We start from the raw sequence: 21,741 nt of genomic DNA, 5'->3' as shown, positions 1-21,741 counted from the left end.
CTGTTGCACTTACAATAGTAGTATACCACATAGAAATCGGTTTCACAAAGGGAATAACAAAAAGATTTTGGATTCTTTTATAATACAGAGCAGGAGTTTTGAATAAACTGTATTATATTTTTGCCTTGGGAAAAGTGGAAATTAGTAGGAAAAAATCCTTAATAGAGATATAATGAAAAAGGAGGTTGCCTATGCTCATATTTCCTTTAGTAAATGATACGAGCCGTAAGATCATTCATATAGATATGGATGCCTTTTTTGCGTCCGTTGAAGAACGCGACAATCCCCAATTAAAGGGAAAGCCGGTCATCATCGGACATGATCCCCGTTTATCTGGCGGACGAGGAGTGGTATCGACCTGCAATTATGAGGCTAGAAAATATGGCGTCCATTCGGCGATGAGTTCCAAAGAAGCCTATGAACGGTGTCCTCAGGCCGTTTTCGTCCCTGGCAACTACGAGAAGTATCAGGCAGTCGGTCTCCAAGTCAGAGAGATTTTTAAACGCTATACAGACTTAATTGAGCCCATGAGCATCGACGAAGCCTATCTGGATGTGACCAACAATAAGCTTGGTATTCATTCTGCTGTCAAAATAGCCCGCTTGATTCAGCATGACATTTGGAACGAATTGCACTTAACCGCTTCTGCTGGAGTTTCCTACAATAAGTTTCTAGCAAAAATCGCCAGTGATTACCAGAAGCCTCGGGGACTGACCGTCATCTTACCCGAGCAGGCTCAAGAGTTTTTGAGTCAGCTGGACGTAGCTAAGTTTCATGGTGTGGGGAAACGGACGGTAGAGCGACTACATGATTTGGGAATTTATACGGGAGCAGATCTCTTAGAAGTTCCAGAAATGACTCTCATCGATCACTTTGGTCGCTTTGGTTTTGACCTCTATCGAAAGGCCAGGGGGATCCATAACAGTCCTGTCAAGAGTAATCGCATTCGCAAGTCTATTGGAAAAGAACGCACCTATCGAAAATTGCTGGTGGCAGAAGATGATGTGCTAAAAGAACTAGCCAACCTATCTGAAAAGGTGGCGAACAGTTTGACCAAGCATCAGAAAATTGGTAAGACCTTGGTTCTCAAGATTCGTTATGCAGATTTTACAACCTTGACTAAAAGACGAAGTTTAGAAGAAGCAACCAGAGATCCAGAAGTTATTCAAAGAGTGGCCCAGAAGCTCTATCAGAGTCTGGAGGCCAACCCATCAGGTATTCGCCTCTTAGGTTTGACCCTCACTAATTTTTCTTCTGAGTCTCAGGAATCGTTTGAAGGATCTTTAATAGAAGAAACCCCGTAGGTATACTTGCCCTACGGGGAATTTTTAACTAGTTTTTGAAGAAATGTTGAATCTCTTCCTCTGTGAGTCCGATCATGGGATCAATGCTTAAGTAATTGTCCTTTGTTAATCGGTAGCCTTGTTGAGAATGTTGGGAATCAGATGAGTCAGAGTGGTTTTCAACTGAGACGAGCTCGCTCTGGGGCTCTGTTTTCTTATCAAGCTCTTCCAGATGGACAGGGCTCTGTGAGGAGGAGTCTGTACGCTGAGGAAGCACATCAGAAAAGCGTTCAATCAGATAGGTTTTGCGTGCAGTTCCAGTATTCTGTGTCGCAAAGTGAAATGCAGTGTATTCGCCCAGGAGGATGAGCTTGCTCTTGGAACGGGTGATGGCCGTGTAGATCAGATTGCGTTGAAGCATCCGTCGACTCTGATTGGTCAAGGGAAGAATGACCACAGGGAATTCGCTCCCCTGAGACTTATGGATACTCATGGCATAGGCCAGGCGAATCTTGTACCATTCATTGCGTGGGTAGACCAATTCATTGCCGTCGAATTGAATGGTGAGTTCATCTTGCTTGGATTCAGTATATTTAGCCGGTAAGAGGTCGGTGATGTAACCAATATCTCCGTTAAAGACATTGCTCTCGGCATCGTTGACTAAGTGGATGACCTTGTCACCATTTCGATACTGGCAATCCAGCGCTTGAAAGAATAGAGCATCTGTTTCTAGAGGATTGAGAAGCTCTTGCATGAGGCTGTTTATTTGATCAATACCTGCGGAACCGCGATACATAGGAGCAAGGACTTGGATGTCCCGGGCCGGGATGCTGTTGCGAAGGGCAGCGCTGGTGATTTTTTCAATCATGGGAGCGACGAGCTCGCTCGGCGCTTCAAAGTAGGAACGATCAGGCTTTTTCTCCGTGAAGTCAGGAGGCAGGTGACCTTTTCGAATCTGACTGGCCAAAGTGACGATGGTCGAGTCCTCGCTTTGACGGAAGATGTGTTCCAGTTTGACTTGAGGGATGCTTGGGATCTGTAGGAGATCAGACAAGACTTGTCCAGGACTCACAGAAGGAAGTTGATCGGCATCACCAACAATTAAGAGTTTAGTATTGGAGGAGATATTGCTGAGAAGCTGATTGGCTAACCAAGTATCCACCATAGAAAATTCATCGACAATGATGAAGTCAGCATCTAAATAATCGTCCAGGTGACTCGTGTCGTCGTCTCCCGTCATTCCCAAATGGCGATGGATGGTTGCACTAGGAAGACCAGTTAGTTCACTCATCCGGCGGGCTGCTCGACCGGTTGGAGCAGCTAAGAGAATTGGTAATTGAGATTTCTTCCCAAGGTCCAATTGGTGCAGGCGAGCGTAGGTTCCGATAATCCCATTGATAACGGTTGTCTTTCCTGTTCCTGGTCCACCTGTTAGTACAAAGACTTTCTGCTGGATCGCTTCCTGGATGGCCTTCCGTTGTATGGGATCGTAGTGGATAGCAAGCTCTTTTTCAATCTGTTTGATCGTTTCCTCGATTTTTTCTAGCTCGAAAGATTCTTGCTTTCCTTTTTCTAGTAGGCGACCGATATGGCTTCGGATCCCTTCTTCTGCAAAGAAGAGGCTGTTGTTGAAAATCTTAGTGTCAATGTTTTGCACCTTGTCTTCTTCGATGAGGCCGGCCAATTCTTGGGCAATGCTGGCTGGATCTAGCTCGACGGGCCGGGATGCTTCTAAGAGTTGGATGGTGGCCTGGAGCAATTCTTTGGCTTCAACGTAGGTGTCCCCTGTTTCTAATGAGAGGGTCAAAAGACTATGGACAAGCCCAGCTCGGAAACGTTCAGGTGCATCACTGGCAATCCCTAATTCTTCTGCTAGTTGGTCGGCAATCTTAAAGCCCATTCCTTGAATATCTTCGACCAGTTGATAGGGAGCCGATTCGACGATTTGCAAGGTTTCTTCCTTGTAGAAATCTTGGATTTGGAAGGCTAGTTTATTGGGGATGCCATAGTTAGCAAGTTGGGCGAGGACCCGTTCCGTACCATAGTTGAGCTGTAGTTTTTCGACAAAGGCCTCGCGATTCTTTCTAGAAAGTCCGGAGATAGAGGCCAGCTTTTCAGGTGCTTGAAGGATTTTATCAATGGTATCCTCACCATAGAGATCCACGATCTTTTGGGCGGTTTTGAGTCCAATTCCTTTAAAATGGTCGCTAGAAAAGTATTTAACCAAGCCTTTGCTAGTGGGTTTGGCTCGTTCATAGCGAGTCATTTGCAACTGTTGGCCATATTTCGGATGATGGACCAGTTCTCCCCAGAAGGTATAATCTTCTCCTTCGACGATATCCGCCATTGTTCCAGTGACGATAATTTCAAAGTCATCGTAGTCCTCTGCATCTGTATCGTTGATATCCAACAATAAGATACGGAAAAAACTACTTTGATTTTCAAAAATGACCCGCTCAATGGTTCCTGAGAAATAGTATTCCATGCAGAGTTTCCTTTTAAGTAGTAATCAGAGAGAGATTATCTCTCACGAAGATATTGAAAGAGGCTGGGACAAAATCCTAGCCTCTCAATTGTCTTTGGATTGTCGAGCAAGACGCAGTGGTTGATTGGGCTCTACTACGCTGATTTCATCAGCTTTTACAGCCCTACTCAACTGTGCGGAGGTGGGACGACGAAATCGAATTCTAACGAATGACCGATTTCTGTCCCACTCTCATCATGGGTTAATAAGTCTGGAATGGAAGGAGTGGCCAGAGGCGAAGAACGGCTTCTCCTTTGATTTGATCCTTCTTGAAAGCCCCAACCTGTCGGCTATCTTTTGAAACGATGCGATCATCACCAAGGAGTAGATACTCGTCATCCAAGAGCTTTTTCGTGAAGGTCGCACTTCCGTCTTTATCAACGGTGAAAGCTTCGGCTATCTGTGCCATTTGGCGGAAGAGTTCTCCATTTTCTTCGAACCCTTTTCCAGAATAGGTTGACTGTAATTTATCCTCTTTGAATTTTTGAATGTATTCTTTCAAGTAGGGCTCGTCAGTTTCTTTGCCGTTGATATAGAGGACATCGTTTTTGTACTCAATTGTATCGCCAGGGAGTCCAATGACCCGTTTAACGATTTCTTTGGTTTTTCCATTTTCTGTTTCACTAGCGACCACGATATCAAAACGGTCGATAGGTAGTTTATTGATAACGAGAAGGTATTCACTGTCTGCCAAGGTTGGATCCATAGAATGGCCATCGACACGGACAGGCGTCCACAGATAAATACGCGAGAGAATAATGCCTCCAATAATGAGGCCAAAGAGCGCCCATTCTTTCAGGAAAGAACGGACTGGATTATTTGATTTTTTTGAACGTTTCATGCTTTATCTTTCTATCAATTTTTTTGCTTTTTCTGTATTTTTAAAGTGAAGTTTGGCACTGTAGTCAAGGGCTTGAATGCCATAGGCCTGTAATAGTTGAGCAGCAACCTTATCTGAGGGAGTACCAGCCCCACTAGGAAGGGTATAGCCTAGTTCTTGACTCAAGTCTTCCAGATTTTGGAGGAAGAGGTCACGAGCAATAATGGAACTCACAGCGACCGCCAGGTATTTTCCTTCGGCCTTCTCTTCTAGGGTGACGACTTGTGGGACCTGATTCGCTTCTTCTTGAACATAGCGATCATAGTTTTTCTTGGTCGTAAAGGCATCGACCACAATTTTTTGAGCTTTTGCCCCTTGTTGCAAGAGCAAAAAAATAGCCTGATTGTGGAGGGCGACCTTGACAGAAACCGCATTGTAGCCAGAGGCGATGACCTGATTGTATTTTTTAGGTGTCAGCAGTAAGGCCTGATGTGGGATTTCTTTTTTGAGAATCGGTGCGAGAGCTCGAATTTTTCGATCATCCAGGGTCTTAGAATCCCCAACTCCTAGACTTTTTAAGCGGGCATGTTGGTCCGGGTTGACCAGTGAAGCTACTACAGCAAGCCCTCCAAAGTAAGAGCCGTTTCCGACTTCATCTGTTCCGATTAAGGGGAAGTCTTGTCCGGCCTGTGCTTGGTCTATCGGATCTTGTTGGTAACCGAAGAACTCTGCATAGCGCGTCGCCTGACTACCTTGTAGGACAACTTTTCCTGATGTGTAAATCGAAATTGTTGCACCAGGTGCCTTAAAAAAATAACGGATATATGGATTTTTTGAAGGTGCCAGATGGTCTTGGTACTGACCAACAAATGCTTGGATATCCTCATTTTGAGGGGACAATGTAATTGTTTCCATAGTCCTTATTGTATCATAAAAGCTAGATGAAAGGCCAGAAAAAGACCAGCTGAGTTTAGTCTGAAAGAACTTCTTTTAGGCTTGCTTCAATTGCTTGAGGATCGGTTTTTGAAGAGAAGCGGTGGACGACCTGGCCTTGGCGATTAATCAAGAATTTGGCGAAATTCCATTCAATGCGGGAGCCCAAAGGACCGCTAGCCTGTTCTTTTAACCATTGGTAGAGGGGGCTGGCTTCTTTCCCATTGACTTTTATTTTGGCGAAGCGAGGGAAGCTGGTTTGATAATGGAGGCTACAAAATTGATTAATTTCTTCTGCGCTCCCCGGCGCTTGGCCCATAAACTGATTGCATGGAAAGTCCAGGATTTCAAATCCTTGGTCATGGTAGCGCTCATAGAGCTCTTGCAATCCCTGGTATTGAGGGGTCAGGCCACAACCTGTTGCTGTATTGACGATGAGGAGTACTTGGCCTCGATAAGCTTCTAGGGAGAAGGGGCTCCCATCTTGGGCGATTACAGTGAAATCATAGATAGTCATTTTATACGTCCTTTCCTACTTTCTCTATTGTATCACGCTTGGGTCGAAAAAAGTTAAACCGTGGCCCTAGTACCTCCAGTATTTCCTATGGGAAGGGGATTTTCCTACTGACAAGCGGGCTAGATTTTGATATAATATCGTGAGGTGATTTTTTATGTCCAGCTTAAATAGATACAAATTTACTTTCGGTAATAAATCGCTGACTCTCACAACCAATCATGATAATCTCTTCATGGAAGAAGTTGAACGGGTCGCGAAGGAAAAATATGAAGCGATTAAAGAACAAATGCCAGCTGCTGATGATGAGACCCTGGCTATTTTACTAGCAATCAATAGTTTATCAACACAATTGAGTCGTGAGATTGAGTTTGACGATAAGGAAAAAGAATTGGAAGATTTTCGTCGCAAGGCCCTAGATGGCCTGGTCGGTAGATCATCTAATTAAGGGGAGTTGCATGTTTTCAATCCTGATTTTATTCATCCTAGCTTGGAGTTTTTATATTGGGTATTCACGAGGATTTTTGCTTCAAGGATATTATTTTTTAACCATGATTGTGGCCATGTTGGTCGCAGGCTCAGGCTATCAGTCCTTGGCAAAAACCATTAGTCTATGGATTCCATTTTCGAGTGCAACACAAGCTTCAAAATCCTATTTTTATGGTGCAGACCAACTCTTTCACTTAGACAAAGTTTTTTACGCTGGTTTAGCTTATTTCATCTTGTTTGTTTTGGTCTATGCGATTGGTCGAGTGATTGGACTCTTTATTCCCTTGATTCCAACGCCTGAAAAATGGGAGGAGTTTCCGTTTCAGATCGCCAGTGGTGTATTAGCTGTCCTGGTGAGCTACTTTGTTCTGCAAATGGGATTCACGATTTTATCAACAATCCCTATGGCAGCCATTCAAGATCGACTCCATGGAAGTTTCCTCATTCGTTTTATGGTGCAGTATAGCCCCCTTACAGCAGGCCTCTTGAAACAACTTTGGGTTGTAAAAATCTTAGGTGCGTAATCGCTTCTCATCATGTGTAAAGTTCATGAGAGATATTATAGAAAGGAAGGGGAGGCTCAGACCAAAATCAGCCTCCTTTTCTGTTGTGGAGAAACATGAATCAAAAAATTCTCGAAACCTTAGAGTTTCAAAAAGTCAAAAACTTAGTAGAGCCCTATTTGCAAACGGAGCAGGGTGAAGTAGAGTTGCAGGAATTAGCCCCGCTTACAAAAAAAGAAGCAATTGAAACCGCCTTTCTTGAGATGGCGGATATGGCTCAGATATTTGTGGAGCATCCGCACTTTAGTGTGCCCACCATCCAAGAAATTCGTCCAGTGACCAAACGTTTAGAACTAGAAACATCGCTCAATATTGATGAATTATTAGCGGTGAAGAAAGTCTTGCGTGTGACCCATGAATTGCGAAATTTTTATGATGAATTAGAAAATGTCCGCTTGGAAAAACTGGATCGAATTTTTGAAAATCTAGTCGATCTTCCACAGTTGCAGGGAAGTCTACATGCCATTAATGAGGCTGGATTTATTGAAAACTTTGCCAGTGAAACCTTGGCCAAAATTCGTCGGCGTATTCAAGAGAATGAACACCAAGTAAGAGACATTCTCCAAGAATTGCTGAAGACCAAGTCAGAAATGCTGGCTGATCAGATCATTGCTAGCAGAAATGGGCGAAATGTTTTGCCGGTTAAAAACACTTACCGTAATCGGATTGCCGGTGTGGTGCATGATATTTCAGCTAGTGGAAATACCGTCTATATCGAACCTCGAGCGGTCGTCAATCTCAATGAAGAAATTGCTAACCATCGTGCGGATGAACGCTTCGAGATGCTTCGGATATTGGAAGAAATTTCAAACCTTCTTCGTCCTCATGCGGGGGAAATCCGGAACAATGCTTGGCTAATTGGTCATATTGACCTCGTTCGTGCCAAACATCGCTTTTTACAGGATCGAAAAGGGACCATTCCAGCCTTGTCAGATCAAGGTGAAATTCAGCTCTTGCAGGTTCGCCATCCCTTGATTGAGAAGGCTGTACCCAATGATGTCCACTTTGGCAAAGACCTTACAGAGATTGTGATTACGGGACCTAATACGGGTGGGAAGACCATCATGCTGAAAACCTTGGGACTAGCCCAACTAATGGCCCAGTCAGGGCTGCCTATCCTAGCGGAGTCTGGGAGCAAGGTGGCTGTCTTTACAGAAATCTTCTCAGATATTGGGGATGAGCAGTCGATTGAGCAAAGCCTTTCCACCTTCTCCAGTCACATGACCAATATTGTTTCTATTTTAGAGCAGGTTGATGAGGAATCCTTGGTCTTGCTAGATGAGTTGGGGGCCGGAACCGATCCTCAGGAAGGGGCCTCGCTAGCCATCGCTATTCTAGAAGATCTCCGTTTGCGGGGGATCAAGACCATGGCGACCACCCACTATCCAGAACTTAAGGCCTATGGGATTGAAACCCTTGGTGTCCAAAATGCCAGCATGGAATTTGATACTGATACCTTACGACCAACTTATCGCTTTATGCAGGGGGTTCCGGGGCGATCCAATGCCTTTGAAATCGCGCGTCGCCTAGGCTTGTCAGAAGTGATCGTGAATCAGGCACAAGGAATGACCGATCAGGATCGGGATGTCAACCGCATCATTGAAAAGTTGGAAGCCCAGACCCTGGAAAGTCGCAAACGCCTCGAGTCCATTCGAGATGTCGAACAGGAAAATCTGAAATTCAACCGCGTCCTCAAGAAATTGTACAATGAATTGACCCGAGAGCGGGAGATAGAGCTCAACAAGGCGCGCAAAGAGGCGCAAGAAATTGTAGATTTGGCTCTAGCAGAAAGCGACCAGATTTTACAAGGTCTCCATGCCAAATCGCAACTGAAGCCCCATGAAATTATTGAAGCCAAGTCTCAGTTGAAGAAATTGGCTCCAGAAACGGTCGACCTATCGAAAAACAAGGTCTTGAAACAGGCTAAAAAAGCCCGTGCTCCAAAAGTAGGAGATGAGATCTTGGTGATCAGCTATGGGCAAAGAGGAAGTCTTACCAAGCAGCTCAAGGATGGCCGTTGGGAAGCCCAAGTGGGACTAATCAAAATGACCTTGGAAGAAAAAGAATTTAATCTCCTGAAAGCTGAAAAGGACAGTTCTCAACCGAAAAAACGTCAGGTCCACGTGGTCAAACGTTCCAACACGAATGGGCCTCGGGCTCGCTTGGACCTTCGTGGTAAACGATATGAGGAAGCTATGGAAGAATTAGACAGCTTTATCGACCAAGCCCTTCTCAACAATATGGCCCAAGTCGATATCATCCACGGAATTGGAACGGGGGTCATCCGGGAAGGGGTCACCAAGTACCTTCGTCGCAATAAGCATGTGAAAAGCTTTGAATACGCTCCTCAAAATGCAGGAGGAAGCGGAGCAACAATTGTGACCTTTAAATAAGCAAAGAGTCAGTCGTGCCTTTCCATCAGGCACGCTTTTTGCTATAATACAGTCAGTTTAAACGGAAAGTAGGAAAGCTTATGATCCCTAATCGTTCGTCAGATTCTTGCACCACCATTCTAGTCGGAAAAGATGCCAGTTATGATGGTTCAACAATTGTAGCTCGCACGGAAGACTCTCAAAATGGAGTGTTTACCCCTAAGAAATTTATCGTCGTTCAACCGGAGGATCAACCCCGTCATTATCGGTCAGTCTTATCTCGTTTTGAGATAGACCTGCCCGACAATCCTGTTCGTTACACAGCAGTTCCGGATGCCATTCCAAAAGATGGTATCTGGGGAGAAGCGGGGATTAATCGTTACAATGTAGCCATGAGTGAGACAGAGACCATTACGACCAATAGCCGAGTCTTGGGGGCGGACCCTCTGGTGGAAAGCGGCATTGGAGAGGAAGATATGCTGACCTTGGTGCTTCCTTATGTCCAGACTGCTCGTGAGGGCGTACTACGCTTGGGGAAACTCCTAGAGGAATACGGGACTTATGAGTCTAATGGAGTGGCTATCAGCGATGTCAATGAAATCTGGTGGTTGGAAACCATCGGAGGTCATCACTGGATGGCCCGCCGTGTACCTGACGATGCCTATGTGACCAATCCCAATCAATTGGGAAGTGATCGCTTTGAGTTTGATCGTCCGGAAGAGTTTTTATGTGATCCAGACTTGAAAGATTTCGTGGAACGTCACCACTTGGCCTTGGATTTCGATGGTTCGTCCTTTAACCCTCGTTATGCTTTTGGTAGCCAACGAGACAAGGATCGTCATTACAACACACCACGTGCTTGGGATATTCAACGTTTCCTCAACCCAGAAGTAGAGCAAGATCCTCGTTCCTTCTTCCTTCCTTGGTGTCAAAAACCTTATCGCAAGATTACGATTGAAGATGTCAAATATGTCCTTAGCAGTCACTATCAGGATTCAGCTTATGATCCCTATGGTTCAGAAGGGGATGCTCATAGTCGTCGGACCTTCCGTACCATTGGCATCAACCGGACTAGCCAGACGGCGATTCTCCAATTGCGGCCAAATCGTCCACAAGAAACAACCGGCATTCAATGGCTTTGCTATGGATCTATGCCTTTCAATACGGCCGTTCCTTTCTTTACGCAGGTAGATACGACACCGGATTATTTTGCCAACACAACAGAAAAAGTGACGACGAATTCCTTCTATTGGACCAATCGAATTATTGCTGGTCTGGCAGATGCCCACTATAGTCATCATGTTGGAGATTTAGAAGATTACCAAGAAAGCACTATGGCCCTTGGACATGCCCGGATTGGACGAGTGGATCAAGCCTTGGCAGCAGGGGATATCGTTGACTTTGAAAAAGAAAATCAAGCCATGAGTGATCAGATTCAAGAAGCGACGGATCGCTTGTTGGATAAGGTCTTATTAGATGCAAGCAACTTGATGACCAACCGTTTCTCTTTGAGTGACTAGTTGGGGATTGCTGGGGAATTTTCATGGAAACTTCTGAAAACGTAAATATCATCTAATTGCTTTATTCGCTCTTTCGCCTCCGATGTTTAGGGAAAGCAAAAGCTACTTTATGAAAAAAGAAAAAGACCAGATCGTGTGATCTGGTTTTTCTGAATTAATAGCGTTTTTCTTTGGGCCAATCTTTCATTTCAGAAATAGCTGTAAAGAGGACGTCTGTTGATGAGTTGAGGGCTGTTTCACAAGAATCTTGGATGACACCAATAATGAAGCCCACGCTGACTACTTGCATAGCAATATCATTGTCGATACCAAAGAGGCTGCAGGCGACAGGAATCAAGAGGAGGGAACCACCAGCTACTCCAGAAGCCCCACAGGCTGAGACGGCTGCAACGATACTGAGGACCAGGGCAGTCCCAAAGTCGACCTGAATGCCTAAGGTATTGACAGCAGCTAGGGTCAAGGTGTTAATAGTGACGGCAGCTCCAGCCATATTAATAGTAGATCCCAGAGGGATAGAAACTGAATAAGTATCGGGGTTGAGACCTAGCTCTTTACAAAGTTTCATGTTGACAGGGATGTTAGCAGCGGAACTTCTAGTAAAGAAGGCAGTTAATCCACTCACTCGTAGACATTTAAAGACTAGTGGATAAGGATTTTTGCGAATCATGATGTAGACAAAAATCGGGTTGATGACGAGAGCAACGAAGGACATGGTGCCAACTAAGAGAAGTAAGAGGAGCCCATAGCTCTTGAGTCCATCAAAGCCTTGTCCAGCAATCGTTGTATAGACCAAGCCTAGAATTCCAAATGGAGCTAGGTTAATAATCCATTCTACGATCTTGGAAGTAATATCTGCTAGGGTTTGCAGGAGATCCTTGCTGTGCTCGCTAGCTTCTCTCATAGCAACACCAAAGACTACGGCCCAGGATAAAATCCCGATATAATTAGCCTGGATAAGGGCATTGAGGGGATTGTCTACGATTTTTAAGAGAAGGTTGCTAATGACTTCCCCTAGTCCATCAGGAGAAGTTCCTTCAGCACTAGTTCCCGATAAAGAAATGGTAATAGGGAAGAGATAGTTAACCTAGACCGCTACCAGGGCTGCCGCAAAAGTTCCCAGGAGGTAGAGGACAATGACTGACTTCATATTGGTTTGGGTTCCCCTTTGGTGTTGGGAGAGGGCGTTAGCGACAAGGGCGAAGACTAAAAGAGGAGCAATTGCCCGCAAGCCGCCTACAAAGATTTCCCCTAATAGACCAATTGCAGATGCTTGAGGAAGAAGCAAAGCTAAGAGAGCTCCAACGAAGATTCCGATTGCAATCCGCTTCATAAGGTTGGTTTTGTTCCAAGTTTGAATGAATCGTTTGACCATAAGGACCTCCTTTTTTGAAAGTTTGCCGTCCATTATACGATAGAAAAGGCGCAAAATCAATGGTTATTTAAATAAGGGTGCTGGTTCTATAGCCTAAAATCTGATATAATCAAACCATTAGAAAAAGAGAGAAGGAGATTGATAGAAGGTATGAAGAATATTTTTTCTCGCTATGTCAGTCAGTTTGATTGGACCAAAATCATGGATGAATTGGTTTCGAAATTGATTTCCTTAGCTATTTTATTTATCTTATTTTTACTTGCAAAAAAACTACTTCGTAGCTTGGTGAAACGGATTTTAAAACCGTCATTGAATTATGTGGGCCAAGATGAAGCGCGTAAGAATACTATCTTGCGCTTGGTAGAGAGTCTGTTGAATTACTGCCTCTATTTTATTTTGATCTACTGGATTCTTTCCATCCTCGGCTTACCTGTTTCTAGTCTCTTAGCTGGAGCGGGAATTGCAGGAGTTGCCATTGGGATGGGAGCTCAAGGCTTCTTATCGGATTTGGTCAATGGTTTCTTTATTCTCCTTGAGCGCCAATTGGATGTTGGAGATACTGTTCGAGTGACTAATGGTCCGATTACCATCGCTGGGACAGTGTCGAGTGTCGGCATTCGGACAACCCAGGTGAGAGATGCAGATGGGACCTTGCATTTTATCCCCAATCGCAATATTATGGTTGTCAGCAATCTCTCTCGGGGCAACCAGCGCGTCTTAATTGATATGCCGATTTCTGCTCAAACGGATCTCGATAAGATTTATCAAATATTCCAGCAAGTCAACGATGAACAGGCACAGAAACATCCAGAAATCTTAGATGGTCCAACGATTTTAGGACCTCAAATCGAAAAGGGAACGGGTCGCTATTCCTTCCGCGTCGCTATGATGGTCCAGTCGGGGAGCCAAGTGGCCATTTACCATCTTTATTATAAACTCTATCATGATGCCCTCTTACAAAATGGGATTGAGATTCCAACAACTTTTTCTGTCACACCCTAATAAAAAAAGACCCATCGGTCTTTTTTTTTATTCTAAAATGAGCATACCCTCTTTAACAGCAAAAGGATCTTTTGGATTAATCCGATCGTAGAACATGACCCCATTGATGTGGTCAATCTCATGTTGAACGACGATGGAGTTGTAGCCTTTGAGTTTGATGCGGTGTTTTTCTCCTGTTTTGTCAAAGTAGTCCACCGTCACGCGCGCGTGGCGGACCACATAACCGGGAACATTACGGTCTACAGAGAGACAACCTTCTCCGTCTCCGAGAGCCGCATCTTGGACTGAGTGGGAGACAATTTTAGGATTGTACATGACTTCTTGGATGGAGTATGCTTCTTTTGGAGGATTTCCTTCTTCATCCTCTGGGTTTGGGACGAGGACAGCAATGATGCGTTTAGAAATGTCTAATTGAGGGGCAGCGAGTCCAACTCCTCCTCGAAGACCCAATTTTTCCGCCATGACAGGATCCTGTGAATGGTGTAAGAACTGCATCATTTTTTCCCCAAGAATGATCTCTTGATCTGACAGTGGGAAAGTGACCTCTTCTGCGATAGCTCTTAAAGTCGGATGGCCTTCGCGGATAATATCATTCATATCAATTAGATGGGCAGCTTTTGTAATGGTTTCAATTGCAGACATGTTCTCATTCACTCCTTTTTTCTAGAAACCATCATATCATAATTCCTTCTAGAATGAAAGTTTCCCAATTGATTGAGGGGTGCTGATGGACTAGACGGGCTGTAAACTAGGAAAGGAAAGAATCTTAGGCCAGTTCATGGTATAATGATAAGAAGAATGAAGGAGATAAGCATGCGTTTAGATAAATATTTAGTGGACTGTGGAGTGGGAAGCCGAACAGAAGTCAAGCAAGTCCTCAAGCAGAAAAAAATTCAAGTCAATGGGAAGGTGGAGACATCTGCCAAGGTTCACATTGATCCAGATAAAGACCAAGTGAGCTATCTGGGAGAAAGTTTATTCCATGAAGAGTTTGTTTACTATCTGCTCAATAAACCCAAGGGGGTCATTTCAGCAACGGAAGACGACCACCATCAAACAGTCTTAGATTTGCTAGATGATACAGCGAGACGCAAGGAAGTCTTTCCTGTCGGACGGCTGGATATCGATACTCATGGCTTACTCCTCTTGACCAATAATGGTAAGCTGGCTCATGCCATGCTATCGCCCAAGAAGCATGTGGACAAGGTCTACCGTGCTCAAGTGGCTGGAATCATGACCCAGGAAGATGTCGTCCGCTTCAAAGAAGGAATAGAATTGAAGGATTTCACTACCCTGCCAGCTGATTTGGAAATTCTGGAAGTTGATCGAGAAGCCGATAGTTGCTTGGTTCAGATTCGCATCGCTGAAGGAAAATTCCACCAGGTCAAGCGCATGGTCGCAGCTTGTGGCAAGGAAGTCACCGATCTCGAGCGGATTTCCATGGGGCCATTGAGTCTAGATCCCGCTCTCAATTTGGGGCAGTGGCGTAGGCTCCAACTCTCTGAATTGGCTTCTTTAGAGGTCTTTGGAATCCCATTATAAACAAAGGGAAAGCTAGCAAACTGAGGATACAGGGAGCTAGTTTTTTGTTTGTGTCAAAAAAATGAACGTTACAGACAAAAAATATATAAAATTGCTTGTACTATCAAAGCAAATCAACTATAATGAGAAAAGATAGGTTTTGTGAAAATCTGTAATAGGGCATCATCTTCGTTACTGGCTGGACTTATCTACTAAACGTAAAAAGGAGAAAAATCGTTTATGAAAAAGTGGCTCTATGCTGTTGTGACAACAGTTGCCTTGTTTTTATTAGCAGCTTTAGGATTTGCTAAACCCAATGGGGTTACTAAAGCACATGCCGATACGATCAATGATGTTGTAAGCTCTGTGAACATCTCTAAAGCGACTGGCGGTGACTTAACAGAACCACTCGGTGTTTGGGAAAGTTTCAATGTTGAAGCAAACTTTGTTTTACCGAATGGTCGTGTAAAAGCAGGCGATCAAACAGTCATCCAACTTGGAGATGGTTTTAAGGTTTTTGAAACAGATACCATTGACCTATTGGATCCAACTGGCCAAAAAGTTGCAACTGCGACAGTAGATGATCAACGAAAAGTCATCACGGTGACCTATACAGACTATCCTGAAAAAATGGCCAATGTAACAGGGAAGTTGCGTTTCTTTGCTCGTGTGGACCACTCCGTGATTAAGGGAAATACAACACTTGATTTTACGCTTTCAGTTGATAAAACAGTCATTTCAGGTGGAAAGGTTGATTATAAAGGAGTCAATCCAGGTGAGTATCCTCCAACTCCAGAGGTCTTTAGCAAATGGGGCTGGACAAACTCAGGCGATAAATTGAAATTGACTTATACCTTGAACATCAATCAAGGTCACACTGCCCTCCATAATATTGATATTAAGGACCAATTAGCCTTTACAGATGGTAAAATCAAGGTAGATTCAGTTAATATCCATACAGGAACTTGGAAGATCAGTGACGAAGATGGTGCCTATCATTTGCGGGATACCACAAATGTAACCAGCCATTATTCTCCGGTTGTCAGTGAGGACGGTCGTTCTTTAACTGTTCATATCGGGGATCTAGCTCCTGAGCAAGGGATGACCATTCGCTATGATGTCTATTTGGACAAGGTCCCAGCCATCAATACAGAATATAAAAACAATGCGACGATGACTGCCACAGAAGTCAAAGAGCAACACAAAGAAGCAGATATTCTATACCAATTCTTTGAAGGAGCCTTCAATGGTGAGAAATATTCCTTCACAATCCATAAAAAAGGAGAAAATGGTCAAGCACTTGCAGGTGCTGTCTTTACTGTGACAGCAGATGACACTGGTGAGCAAGTCGGAACCATTACCACAGATGAGAAGGGTACAGGAACCGTTGCTGGCTTGATCAAGCAAGCTTATACTGTTCAAGAGATTCAAGCTCCGACAGGATACGTCCTCTCAGAAGAGCCAATTAAGATCAGCAAAGAAGATTTTGGGAATGACCTTGCGATTTCGCGTGAAGTCATCAACAAAAAAGAAAAAACCAGCATTTCTGGTCAGAAAACCTGGAATGACAATGACAATCATGATGGTAAACGCCCATCAGCCATCACCATCAATCTTTTAGCGAACGGTGTAAAAGTAGCTTCTAAAGAAGTGAAACCAGATGCGGAAGGCAATTGGCTCTATCAGTTCGACAATCTTGATGTTGTTGACGATGCTGGTAATCTCATTGCCTACACAGTTTCAGAAGAACCTGTTGCAGGGTATGAAACAAGTGTTGAAGGAACGAATATTACCAATAGCCGTACACCAGAAGTGACAGAAGTAGCTGTCAAGAAAGTCTGGGATGATAAGGAAAATAAAGATGGCCTTCGACCAGATAAGGTAACAGTCCGTCTGCTTGCGGATGGTCAAGAAGTGGCCGTAAAAGAAATCACCGCTACTGACAATTGGCAGGCAAGCTTTACGGATCTACCAGTATACAAGGAAGGCAAGAAGATTGTCTACACGATTACAGAGGATCCAGTAGCAGGGTATACAGCAACTATCGATGGTTTTACGGTAACCAACCGTCATACACCACCTACAACCCCTCCAGGTACGCCTCCACCCCCACCATCTACGACAACCCCGCCACCGTCTACGACTACACCTCCACCAGCATCTACGACTCCATCGACCACCACACCAAGCACATCGGAGAAACCAGAAACTCCAACTACACCAACAGAAGGAAAGAGAAAAATTCTTCCATCAACTGGTGAAGCTACTTCTTATGGCTTGTTTGGAGCAAGTGTACTGTTAGCTTTTGTTGCTGCAGCGATGCTGTTAAGTGGTAAACGGAAAGCTGACTAACAATTACAATGTAAATAAGACAATGATCTGAAAAGATAATTGTCTCAGATTGAAGATAAAGTCTTCTGAAAAATTTTCCTTAGGTGAGTACAGACGTCAGCGAACTTCATCAAAGTTCCATGTCTAATTATTGAGCCTAAGGTCTCAATAATTCCGAATGCCTGAAACAATTATGTTTCAGGCATTTTTCTCACAGCGGAAAATTTTGATCTTCTTAAATGGCTAAAAATAAAAGTCATTTTCGGGTAATTATCTAACTTTTTTATGTAAAAAATAGCATAAAAATCTAGTTATCCGCATAAAAACTGGACTTATCACACTTTATCAAGGTCAAAACCACTCAATTTACTACTAATTTACTACTTATGAATGAGCTTTGATACGACGATTTATCCTTGAAAAGTGAAGATATAAAGATACTTCCAATAAAATTTGAATATTTAATAGGTAGACACTTCAAAAAATGAGGTGTCTATTTTTTTACCCGATTTTGAAAGGAAGTGAACTTATGAAAACAAAAAATCAAGAATCAAAAGGTCGTTCCCCACTCTTTAAGACCATCAAACATTCATTCAGCCAATAAAAAAGAAAGGATAGGTAAAAATATGGAACTTAAATTTGTGATTCCCAACATGGAAAAAACATTCGGCAATTTAGAATTTGCTGGCGAGGATAAAGTCGTTCAGCGAAGAATCAACGGACGGCTAACTGTCTTATCAAGAAGCTATAATCTCTATTCTGATGTTCAAAGAGCAGATGATATTGTGGTGGTGCTTCCTGCTGAAGCTGGCGAAAAACATTTCGGCTTTGAGGAACGTGTGAAGTTAGTCAATCCACGTATTACCGCAGAGGGCTACAAAATCGGCACTCGTGGTTTTACAAATTACCTTTTACATGCTGACGACATGATAAAAGAATAAAGAAAGAGAGGAAAAATGATGAGATTAGCAAATGGCATTGTATTAGATAAAGACACGACTTTTGGAGAATTGAAATTCTCTGCTCTACGTCGTGAAGTGAGAATCCAAAATGAAGACGGGTCGGTTTCAGATGAAATCAAGGAACGTACCTATGACTTAAAATCCAAAGGACAAGGACGCATGATTCAAGTAAGTATTCCTGCCAGCGTGCCTTTGAAAGAGTTTGATTATAACGCACGGGTGGAACTTATCAATCCCATTGCGGACACCGTTGCTACTGCCACCTATCAAGGAGCAGATGTTGACTGGTATATCAAGGCAGACGATATTGTGCTGACAAAGGATTCTAGTTCATTCAAAGCTCAACCACAAGCAAAGAAAGAACCGACACAAGACAAATAGTCGCTAGGTAGAAAGGAGACTTTTTCGCATGAAACAGCGTGGTAAAAGGATTCGCCCATCTGGTAAAGATTTAGTCTTTCATTTTACGATAGCGTCACTCCTGCCTGTTTTCCTGCTGGTTGTCGGACTGTTTCATGTGAAGACAATCCAGCAGGTCAACTGGCAGGACTTTAACCTATCACAAGCAGATAAGATTGACATTCCGTATTTAAGTATCAGTTTCAGTGTCGCAATTCTTGTCTGCTTGCTGGTGGCGTTTCTATTCAAACGGTATCGCTATGATACGATTAAACAACTCTACCACCGTCAAAAGCTGGCGAAGATGGTTCTTGAAAATAAGTGGTATGAATCAGAACAGGTCAAAACAGATGGCTTCTTCAAGGATTCCCCCAGTCGTACCAAAGAAAAGATAACCTACTTCCCTAAAATCTATTATCGCCTTAAAAATGGCTTAATACAGATACAAGTGGAAATCACGCTGGGAAAATATCAAGACCAACTCTTACACTTGGAAAAGAAATTAGAGAGTGGCTTGTACTGTGAGCTGACGGATAAAGAGTTAAAGGATTCCTATGTGGAATATACTTTGCTCTATGACACCATAGCCAGTCGTATTTCTATTGATGAAGTAGAAGCTAAAGATGGTAAACTTCGCTTAATGAAAAACGTATGGTGGGAATATGATAAGCTCCCTCATATGTTGATTGCTGGTGGTACAGGTGGCGGTAAAACTTACTTTATACTGACACTGATTGAAGCCTTGCTTCATACAGATTCAAAACTGTATATTCTTGACCCGAAAAATGCTGATCTTGCGGACTTAGGTTCTGTGATGGCAAATGTCTACTATAGAAAAGAAGACTTGCTTTCTTGCATTGAAACATTCTATGAAGAAATGATGAAACGTAGTGAGGAAATGAAGCAGATGAAGAACTATAAGACTGGCAAAAATTATGCTTACTTAGGTCTCCCGGCACACTTCTTAATCTTTGATGAATACGTCGCTTTCATGGAAATGCTGGGAACAAAAGAAAACACCGCAGTTATGAATAAGCTGAAACAGATTGTCATGTTAGGTCGTCAAGCTGGCTTCTTTCTAATACTGGCTTGTCAACGTCCAGACGCAAAATATTTAGGCGACGGAATCCGTGATCAGTTTAATTTCAGAGTGGCTTTAGGTCGTATGTCTGAAATGGGCTATGGCATGATGTTTGGCAGTGACGTACAAAAGGATTTCTTCTTAAAGCGAATCAAAGGTCGTGGCTATGTTGATGTAGGAACAAGTGTCATATCAGAGTTTTATACTCCCCTTGTACCAAAAGGATATGATTTCTTGGAGGAAATTAAAAAGTTATCCAACAGCAGACAGTCCACGCAGGCGACGTGCGAAGCGGAAGTCGCAGGTGTGGACTGATCTTGCTGGCTGGTGTGGCAATAGCCACGCCAGCACTTACCCCCCCGTATCTAACAGGGGGGTACAAATCGACAGGAAACAGTCAAAAAAACATTAGAAAATCCTTTGGTTACAAGGGATTTACAAAATTTCAGCGTATGTCAAATGGGCTTTAAAAGTTGACATACGCCTTTTTGATTGGAGGGATTTTTACTGAATGAACAAACTTGGTTACAGCATTTAAAAGAAAAACGCTTGGCTTATGGACTATCTCAAAACCGTTTAGCTGTTGCGACTGGTATTACAAGGCAGTATCTAAGCGATATTGAAACAGGAAAAGTCAAGCCATCAGAGGATTTACAGCAGTCCCTTTGGGAAGCTCTGGAACGCTTCAATCCCGACGCTCCCCTTGAAATGCTGTTTGATTATGTAAGAATTCGCTTTCCGACAACAGACGTACAGCAGGTGGTCGAAAACATCTTACAACTGAAACTGTCCTATTTTCTTCATGAGGACTATGGTTTCTATTCTTATTCAGAGCATTATGCTTTAGGCGACATATTCGTCCTTTGCTCCCATGAACTGGACAAAGGAGTTCTGGTGGAATTGAAAGGTCGTGGGTGCAGACAATTTGAAAGCTATCTTCTGGCACAACAAAGAAGCTGGTATGAGTTCTTTATGGACGTTTTGGTGGCTGGCGGTGTGATGAAACGCCTTGACCTTGCCATTAACGATAAGACAGGGATTTTAAATATCCCTGTACTCACTGAAAAGTGCCAACAGGAAGAATGTATCTCCGTCTTCCGCAGTTTTAAAAGCTATCGCAGTGGCGAACTGGTACGCAAAGAGGAAAAGGAATGTATGGGAAACACCCTCTATATCGGTTCATTACAAAGTGAAGTTTATTTCTGTATCTATGAAAAGGACTACGAGCAGTACAAGAAAAATGATATTCCCATTGAAGACGCAGAAGTAAAAAACCGTTTTGAGATTCGATTGAAAAATGAGCGTGCCTATTATGCAGTCCGTGATTTACTCGTCTATGACAATCCAGAGCATACCGCCTTTAAAATTATCAATCGGTATATCCGTTTTGTAGATAAAGACGATTCCAAACCTCGTTCTGATTGGAAACTGAATGAAGAATGGGCTTGGTTTATTGGGAACAATCGTGAACGATTAAAACTAACCACAAAACCAGAGCCTTACTCCTTCCAAAGGACGCTGAACTGGCTATCTCATCAAGTTGCCCCGACCTTAAAGGTTGCGATTAAACTTGATGAAATCAACCAGACGCAGGTTGTAAAAGACATTCTCGACCATGCGAAACTGACAGACCGACACAAGCAGATTTTGAAGCAACAGTCAGTAAAAGAACAGGACGTGATAACAACAAAAAAAGGATATCTGTCAACCATACCAGTTGACAGATATCCAAAAAAAGATGTAATGGGAGATAAGACGGTTCGTGTTCGTGCTGACTTGCACCATATCATAAAAATCGAAACAGCAAAGAATGGCGGAAACGTAAAAGAAGTTATGGAAATAAGACTTAGAAGCAAACTTAAGAGTGTGTTGATAGTGCATTATCTTAAAATTTTGTATAATAGGAATTGAAGTTAAATTAGATGCTAAAAATTTGTAATTAAGAAGGAGGGATTCGTCATGTTGGTATTCCAAATGCGTAATGTAGATAAAACATCTACTGCTTTGAAACAGACTAAAAACAGTGATTACGCAGATAAATAAATACGTTAGATT

19 protein-coding genes and 2 pseudogenes are annotated in these 21,741 nt (G+C 43.2%); 15 read left to right on the top strand and 6 right to left on the bottom strand.

Annotated elements, in window-relative coordinates; all coding sequences use genetic code 11:
• The first annotated feature begins 191 nt into the window (after window positions 1-191).
• A complete protein-coding gene (dinB, locus tag DW930_RS06185; protein ID WP_123159574.1) occupies window positions 192-1,304 on the top strand; it encodes a DNA polymerase IV in 1,113 nt (370 codons plus the stop codon).
• 28 nt (window positions 1,305-1,332) lie between these two features.
• Here dinB and DW930_RS06180 read toward each other — a convergent pair whose 3' ends face one another.
• From DW930_RS06180 to DW930_RS06160, 4 genes are all read right to left on the bottom strand, one after another.
• Window positions 1,333-3,768: an ATP-dependent RecD-like DNA helicase gene (locus DW930_RS06180; RefSeq protein ID WP_123159573.1), complete on the bottom strand. Its 2,436-nt coding sequence runs from the start codon at window positions 3,766-3,768 to the stop codon at window positions 1,333-1,335.
• Window positions 3,769-4,009: 241 nt separating this feature from the next.
• A complete protein-coding gene (gene lepB / locus DW930_RS06170) occupies window positions 4,010-4,648 on the bottom strand; it encodes a signal peptidase I (RefSeq protein ID WP_023024433.1) in 639 nt (212 codons plus the stop codon).
• A 3-nt stretch (window positions 4,649-4,651) separates the two neighbouring features.
• A complete protein-coding gene (gene rnhC / locus DW930_RS06165) occupies window positions 4,652-5,542 on the bottom strand; it encodes a ribonuclease HIII (RefSeq protein ID WP_123159572.1) in 891 nt (296 codons plus the stop codon).
• 55 nt (window positions 5,543-5,597) lie between these two features.
• Window positions 5,598-6,077, bottom strand: coding sequence for a glutathione peroxidase (locus DW930_RS06160; protein WP_023024430.1), 480 nt, complete (start codon window positions 6,075-6,077; stop codon window positions 5,598-5,600).
• Between the two features lie 154 nt (window positions 6,078-6,231).
• On the opposite strand from DW930_RS06160, the gene DW930_RS06155 reads away from it, so the two are divergent.
• The 4 genes from DW930_RS06155 (at window position 6,232) to DW930_RS06140 (ending at window position 11,018) form a co-directional block, all read left to right on the top strand.
• A complete protein-coding gene (locus tag DW930_RS06155) occupies window positions 6,232-6,522 on the top strand; it encodes a hypothetical protein (RefSeq protein ID WP_023024429.1) in 291 nt (96 codons plus the stop codon).
• 10 nt (window positions 6,523-6,532) lie between these two features.
• Window positions 6,533-7,087 carry a CvpA family protein gene (locus DW930_RS06150; RefSeq protein ID WP_023024428.1) on the top strand — a complete coding sequence of 185 codons (555 nt, stop codon included), beginning with the start codon at window positions 6,533-6,535 and terminating at the stop codon, window positions 7,085-7,087.
• Between the two features lie 95 nt (window positions 7,088-7,182).
• Window positions 7,183-9,519: an endonuclease MutS2 gene (locus DW930_RS06145; RefSeq protein ID WP_023024427.1), complete on the top strand. Its 2,337-nt coding sequence runs from the start codon at window positions 7,183-7,185 to the stop codon at window positions 9,517-9,519.
• 80 nt (window positions 9,520-9,599) lie between these two features.
• Window positions 9,600-11,018, top strand: a complete 1,419-nt coding sequence (locus tag DW930_RS06140) for a C69 family dipeptidase (protein ID WP_123159571.1) — start codon at window positions 9,600-9,602, stop codon at window positions 11,016-11,018.
• Window positions 11,019-11,172: 154 nt separating this feature from the next.
• Here DW930_RS06140 and sstT read toward each other — a convergent pair.
• Window positions 11,173-12,390: pseudogene (gene sstT / locus DW930_RS06135) on the bottom strand (serine/threonine transporter SstT).
• 150 nt (window positions 12,391-12,540) lie between these two features.
• Between sstT and DW930_RS06130 the strand changes: the two are divergent.
• Window positions 12,541-13,392, top strand: coding sequence for a mechanosensitive ion channel family protein (locus DW930_RS06130; protein ID WP_023024424.1), 852 nt, complete (start codon window positions 12,541-12,543; stop codon window positions 13,390-13,392).
• A gap of 27 nt (window positions 13,393-13,419) precedes the next feature.
• Here the strand turns inward: DW930_RS06130 and def are convergent, their stop codons facing one another.
• Window positions 13,420-14,034 (bottom strand): peptide deformylase, encoded by a 615-nt coding sequence (gene def, locus DW930_RS06125; protein WP_120701606.1) that lies wholly within the window; start codon window positions 14,032-14,034, stop codon window positions 13,420-13,422.
• A gap of 171 nt (window positions 14,035-14,205) precedes the next feature.
• On the opposite strand from def, the gene DW930_RS06120 reads away from it, so the two are divergent.
• The 9 genes and pseudogenes from DW930_RS06120 (at window position 14,206) to DW930_RS06080 (ending at window position 21,729) form a co-directional block, all read left to right on the top strand.
• Complete coding sequence (locus DW930_RS06120; RefSeq protein ID WP_123159570.1) at window positions 14,206-14,934, top strand: pseudouridine synthase; 729 nt, start codon at window positions 14,206-14,208, stop codon at window positions 14,932-14,934.
• 219 nt (window positions 14,935-15,153) lie between these two features.
• Window positions 15,154-17,265, top strand: coding sequence for a Cna B-type domain-containing protein (locus tag DW930_RS06115; protein ID WP_123159569.1), 2,112 nt, complete (start codon window positions 15,154-15,156; stop codon window positions 17,263-17,265).
• Between the two features lie 605 nt (window positions 17,266-17,870).
• The gene (locus tag DW930_RS06105) at window positions 17,871-18,185 is read left to right on the top strand and encodes a YdcP family protein (RefSeq protein WP_000420682.1); all 315 of its coding nucleotides are present in this window, start codon (window positions 17,871-17,873) and stop codon (window positions 18,183-18,185) included.
• A gap of 15 nt (window positions 18,186-18,200) precedes the next feature.
• The gene (locus DW930_RS06100) at window positions 18,201-18,587 is read left to right on the top strand and encodes a YdcP family protein (protein WP_000985015.1); all 387 of its coding nucleotides are present in this window, start codon (window positions 18,201-18,203) and stop codon (window positions 18,585-18,587) included.
• Window positions 18,588-18,615: 28 nt separating this feature from the next.
• Entirely contained in the window at window positions 18,616-20,001 is a 1,386-nt protein-coding gene (locus DW930_RS06095) for an FtsK/SpoIIIE domain-containing protein (RefSeq protein WP_123159568.1), read from the top strand.
• A 2-nt stretch (window positions 20,002-20,003) separates the two neighbouring features.
• Window positions 20,004-20,156, top strand: coding sequence for a hypothetical protein (locus DW930_RS06090; protein WP_031764745.1), 153 nt, complete (start codon window positions 20,004-20,006; stop codon window positions 20,154-20,156).
• A gap of 22 nt (window positions 20,157-20,178) precedes the next feature.
• Window positions 20,179-21,381: pseudogene (mobT, locus tag DW930_RS06085) on the top strand (MobT family relaxase); the annotation flags it as partial.
• 48 nt (window positions 21,382-21,429) lie between these two features.
• Window positions 21,430-21,597 carry an MLS leader peptide gene (locus DW930_RS10600; protein ID WP_000502600.1) on the top strand — a complete coding sequence of 56 codons (168 nt, stop codon included), beginning with the start codon at window positions 21,430-21,432 and terminating at the stop codon, window positions 21,595-21,597.
• Window positions 21,598-21,645: 48 nt separating this feature from the next.
• The gene (locus DW930_RS06080; RefSeq protein WP_117844860.1) at window positions 21,646-21,729 is read left to right on the top strand and encodes a 23S rRNA methyltransferase attenuation leader peptide; all 84 of its coding nucleotides are present in this window, start codon (window positions 21,646-21,648) and stop codon (window positions 21,727-21,729) included.
• The last annotated feature ends 12 nt before the right edge of the window (window positions 21,730-21,741 follow it).

The sequence above is a fragment of the Streptococcus sp. AM43-2AT genome (assembly GCF_003603405.1).
GTDB lineage: Bacteria > Bacillota > Bacilli > Lactobacillales > Streptococcaceae > Streptococcus > Streptococcus ilei.
This window is presented reverse-complemented; position numbering and strand designations above follow the sequence as displayed.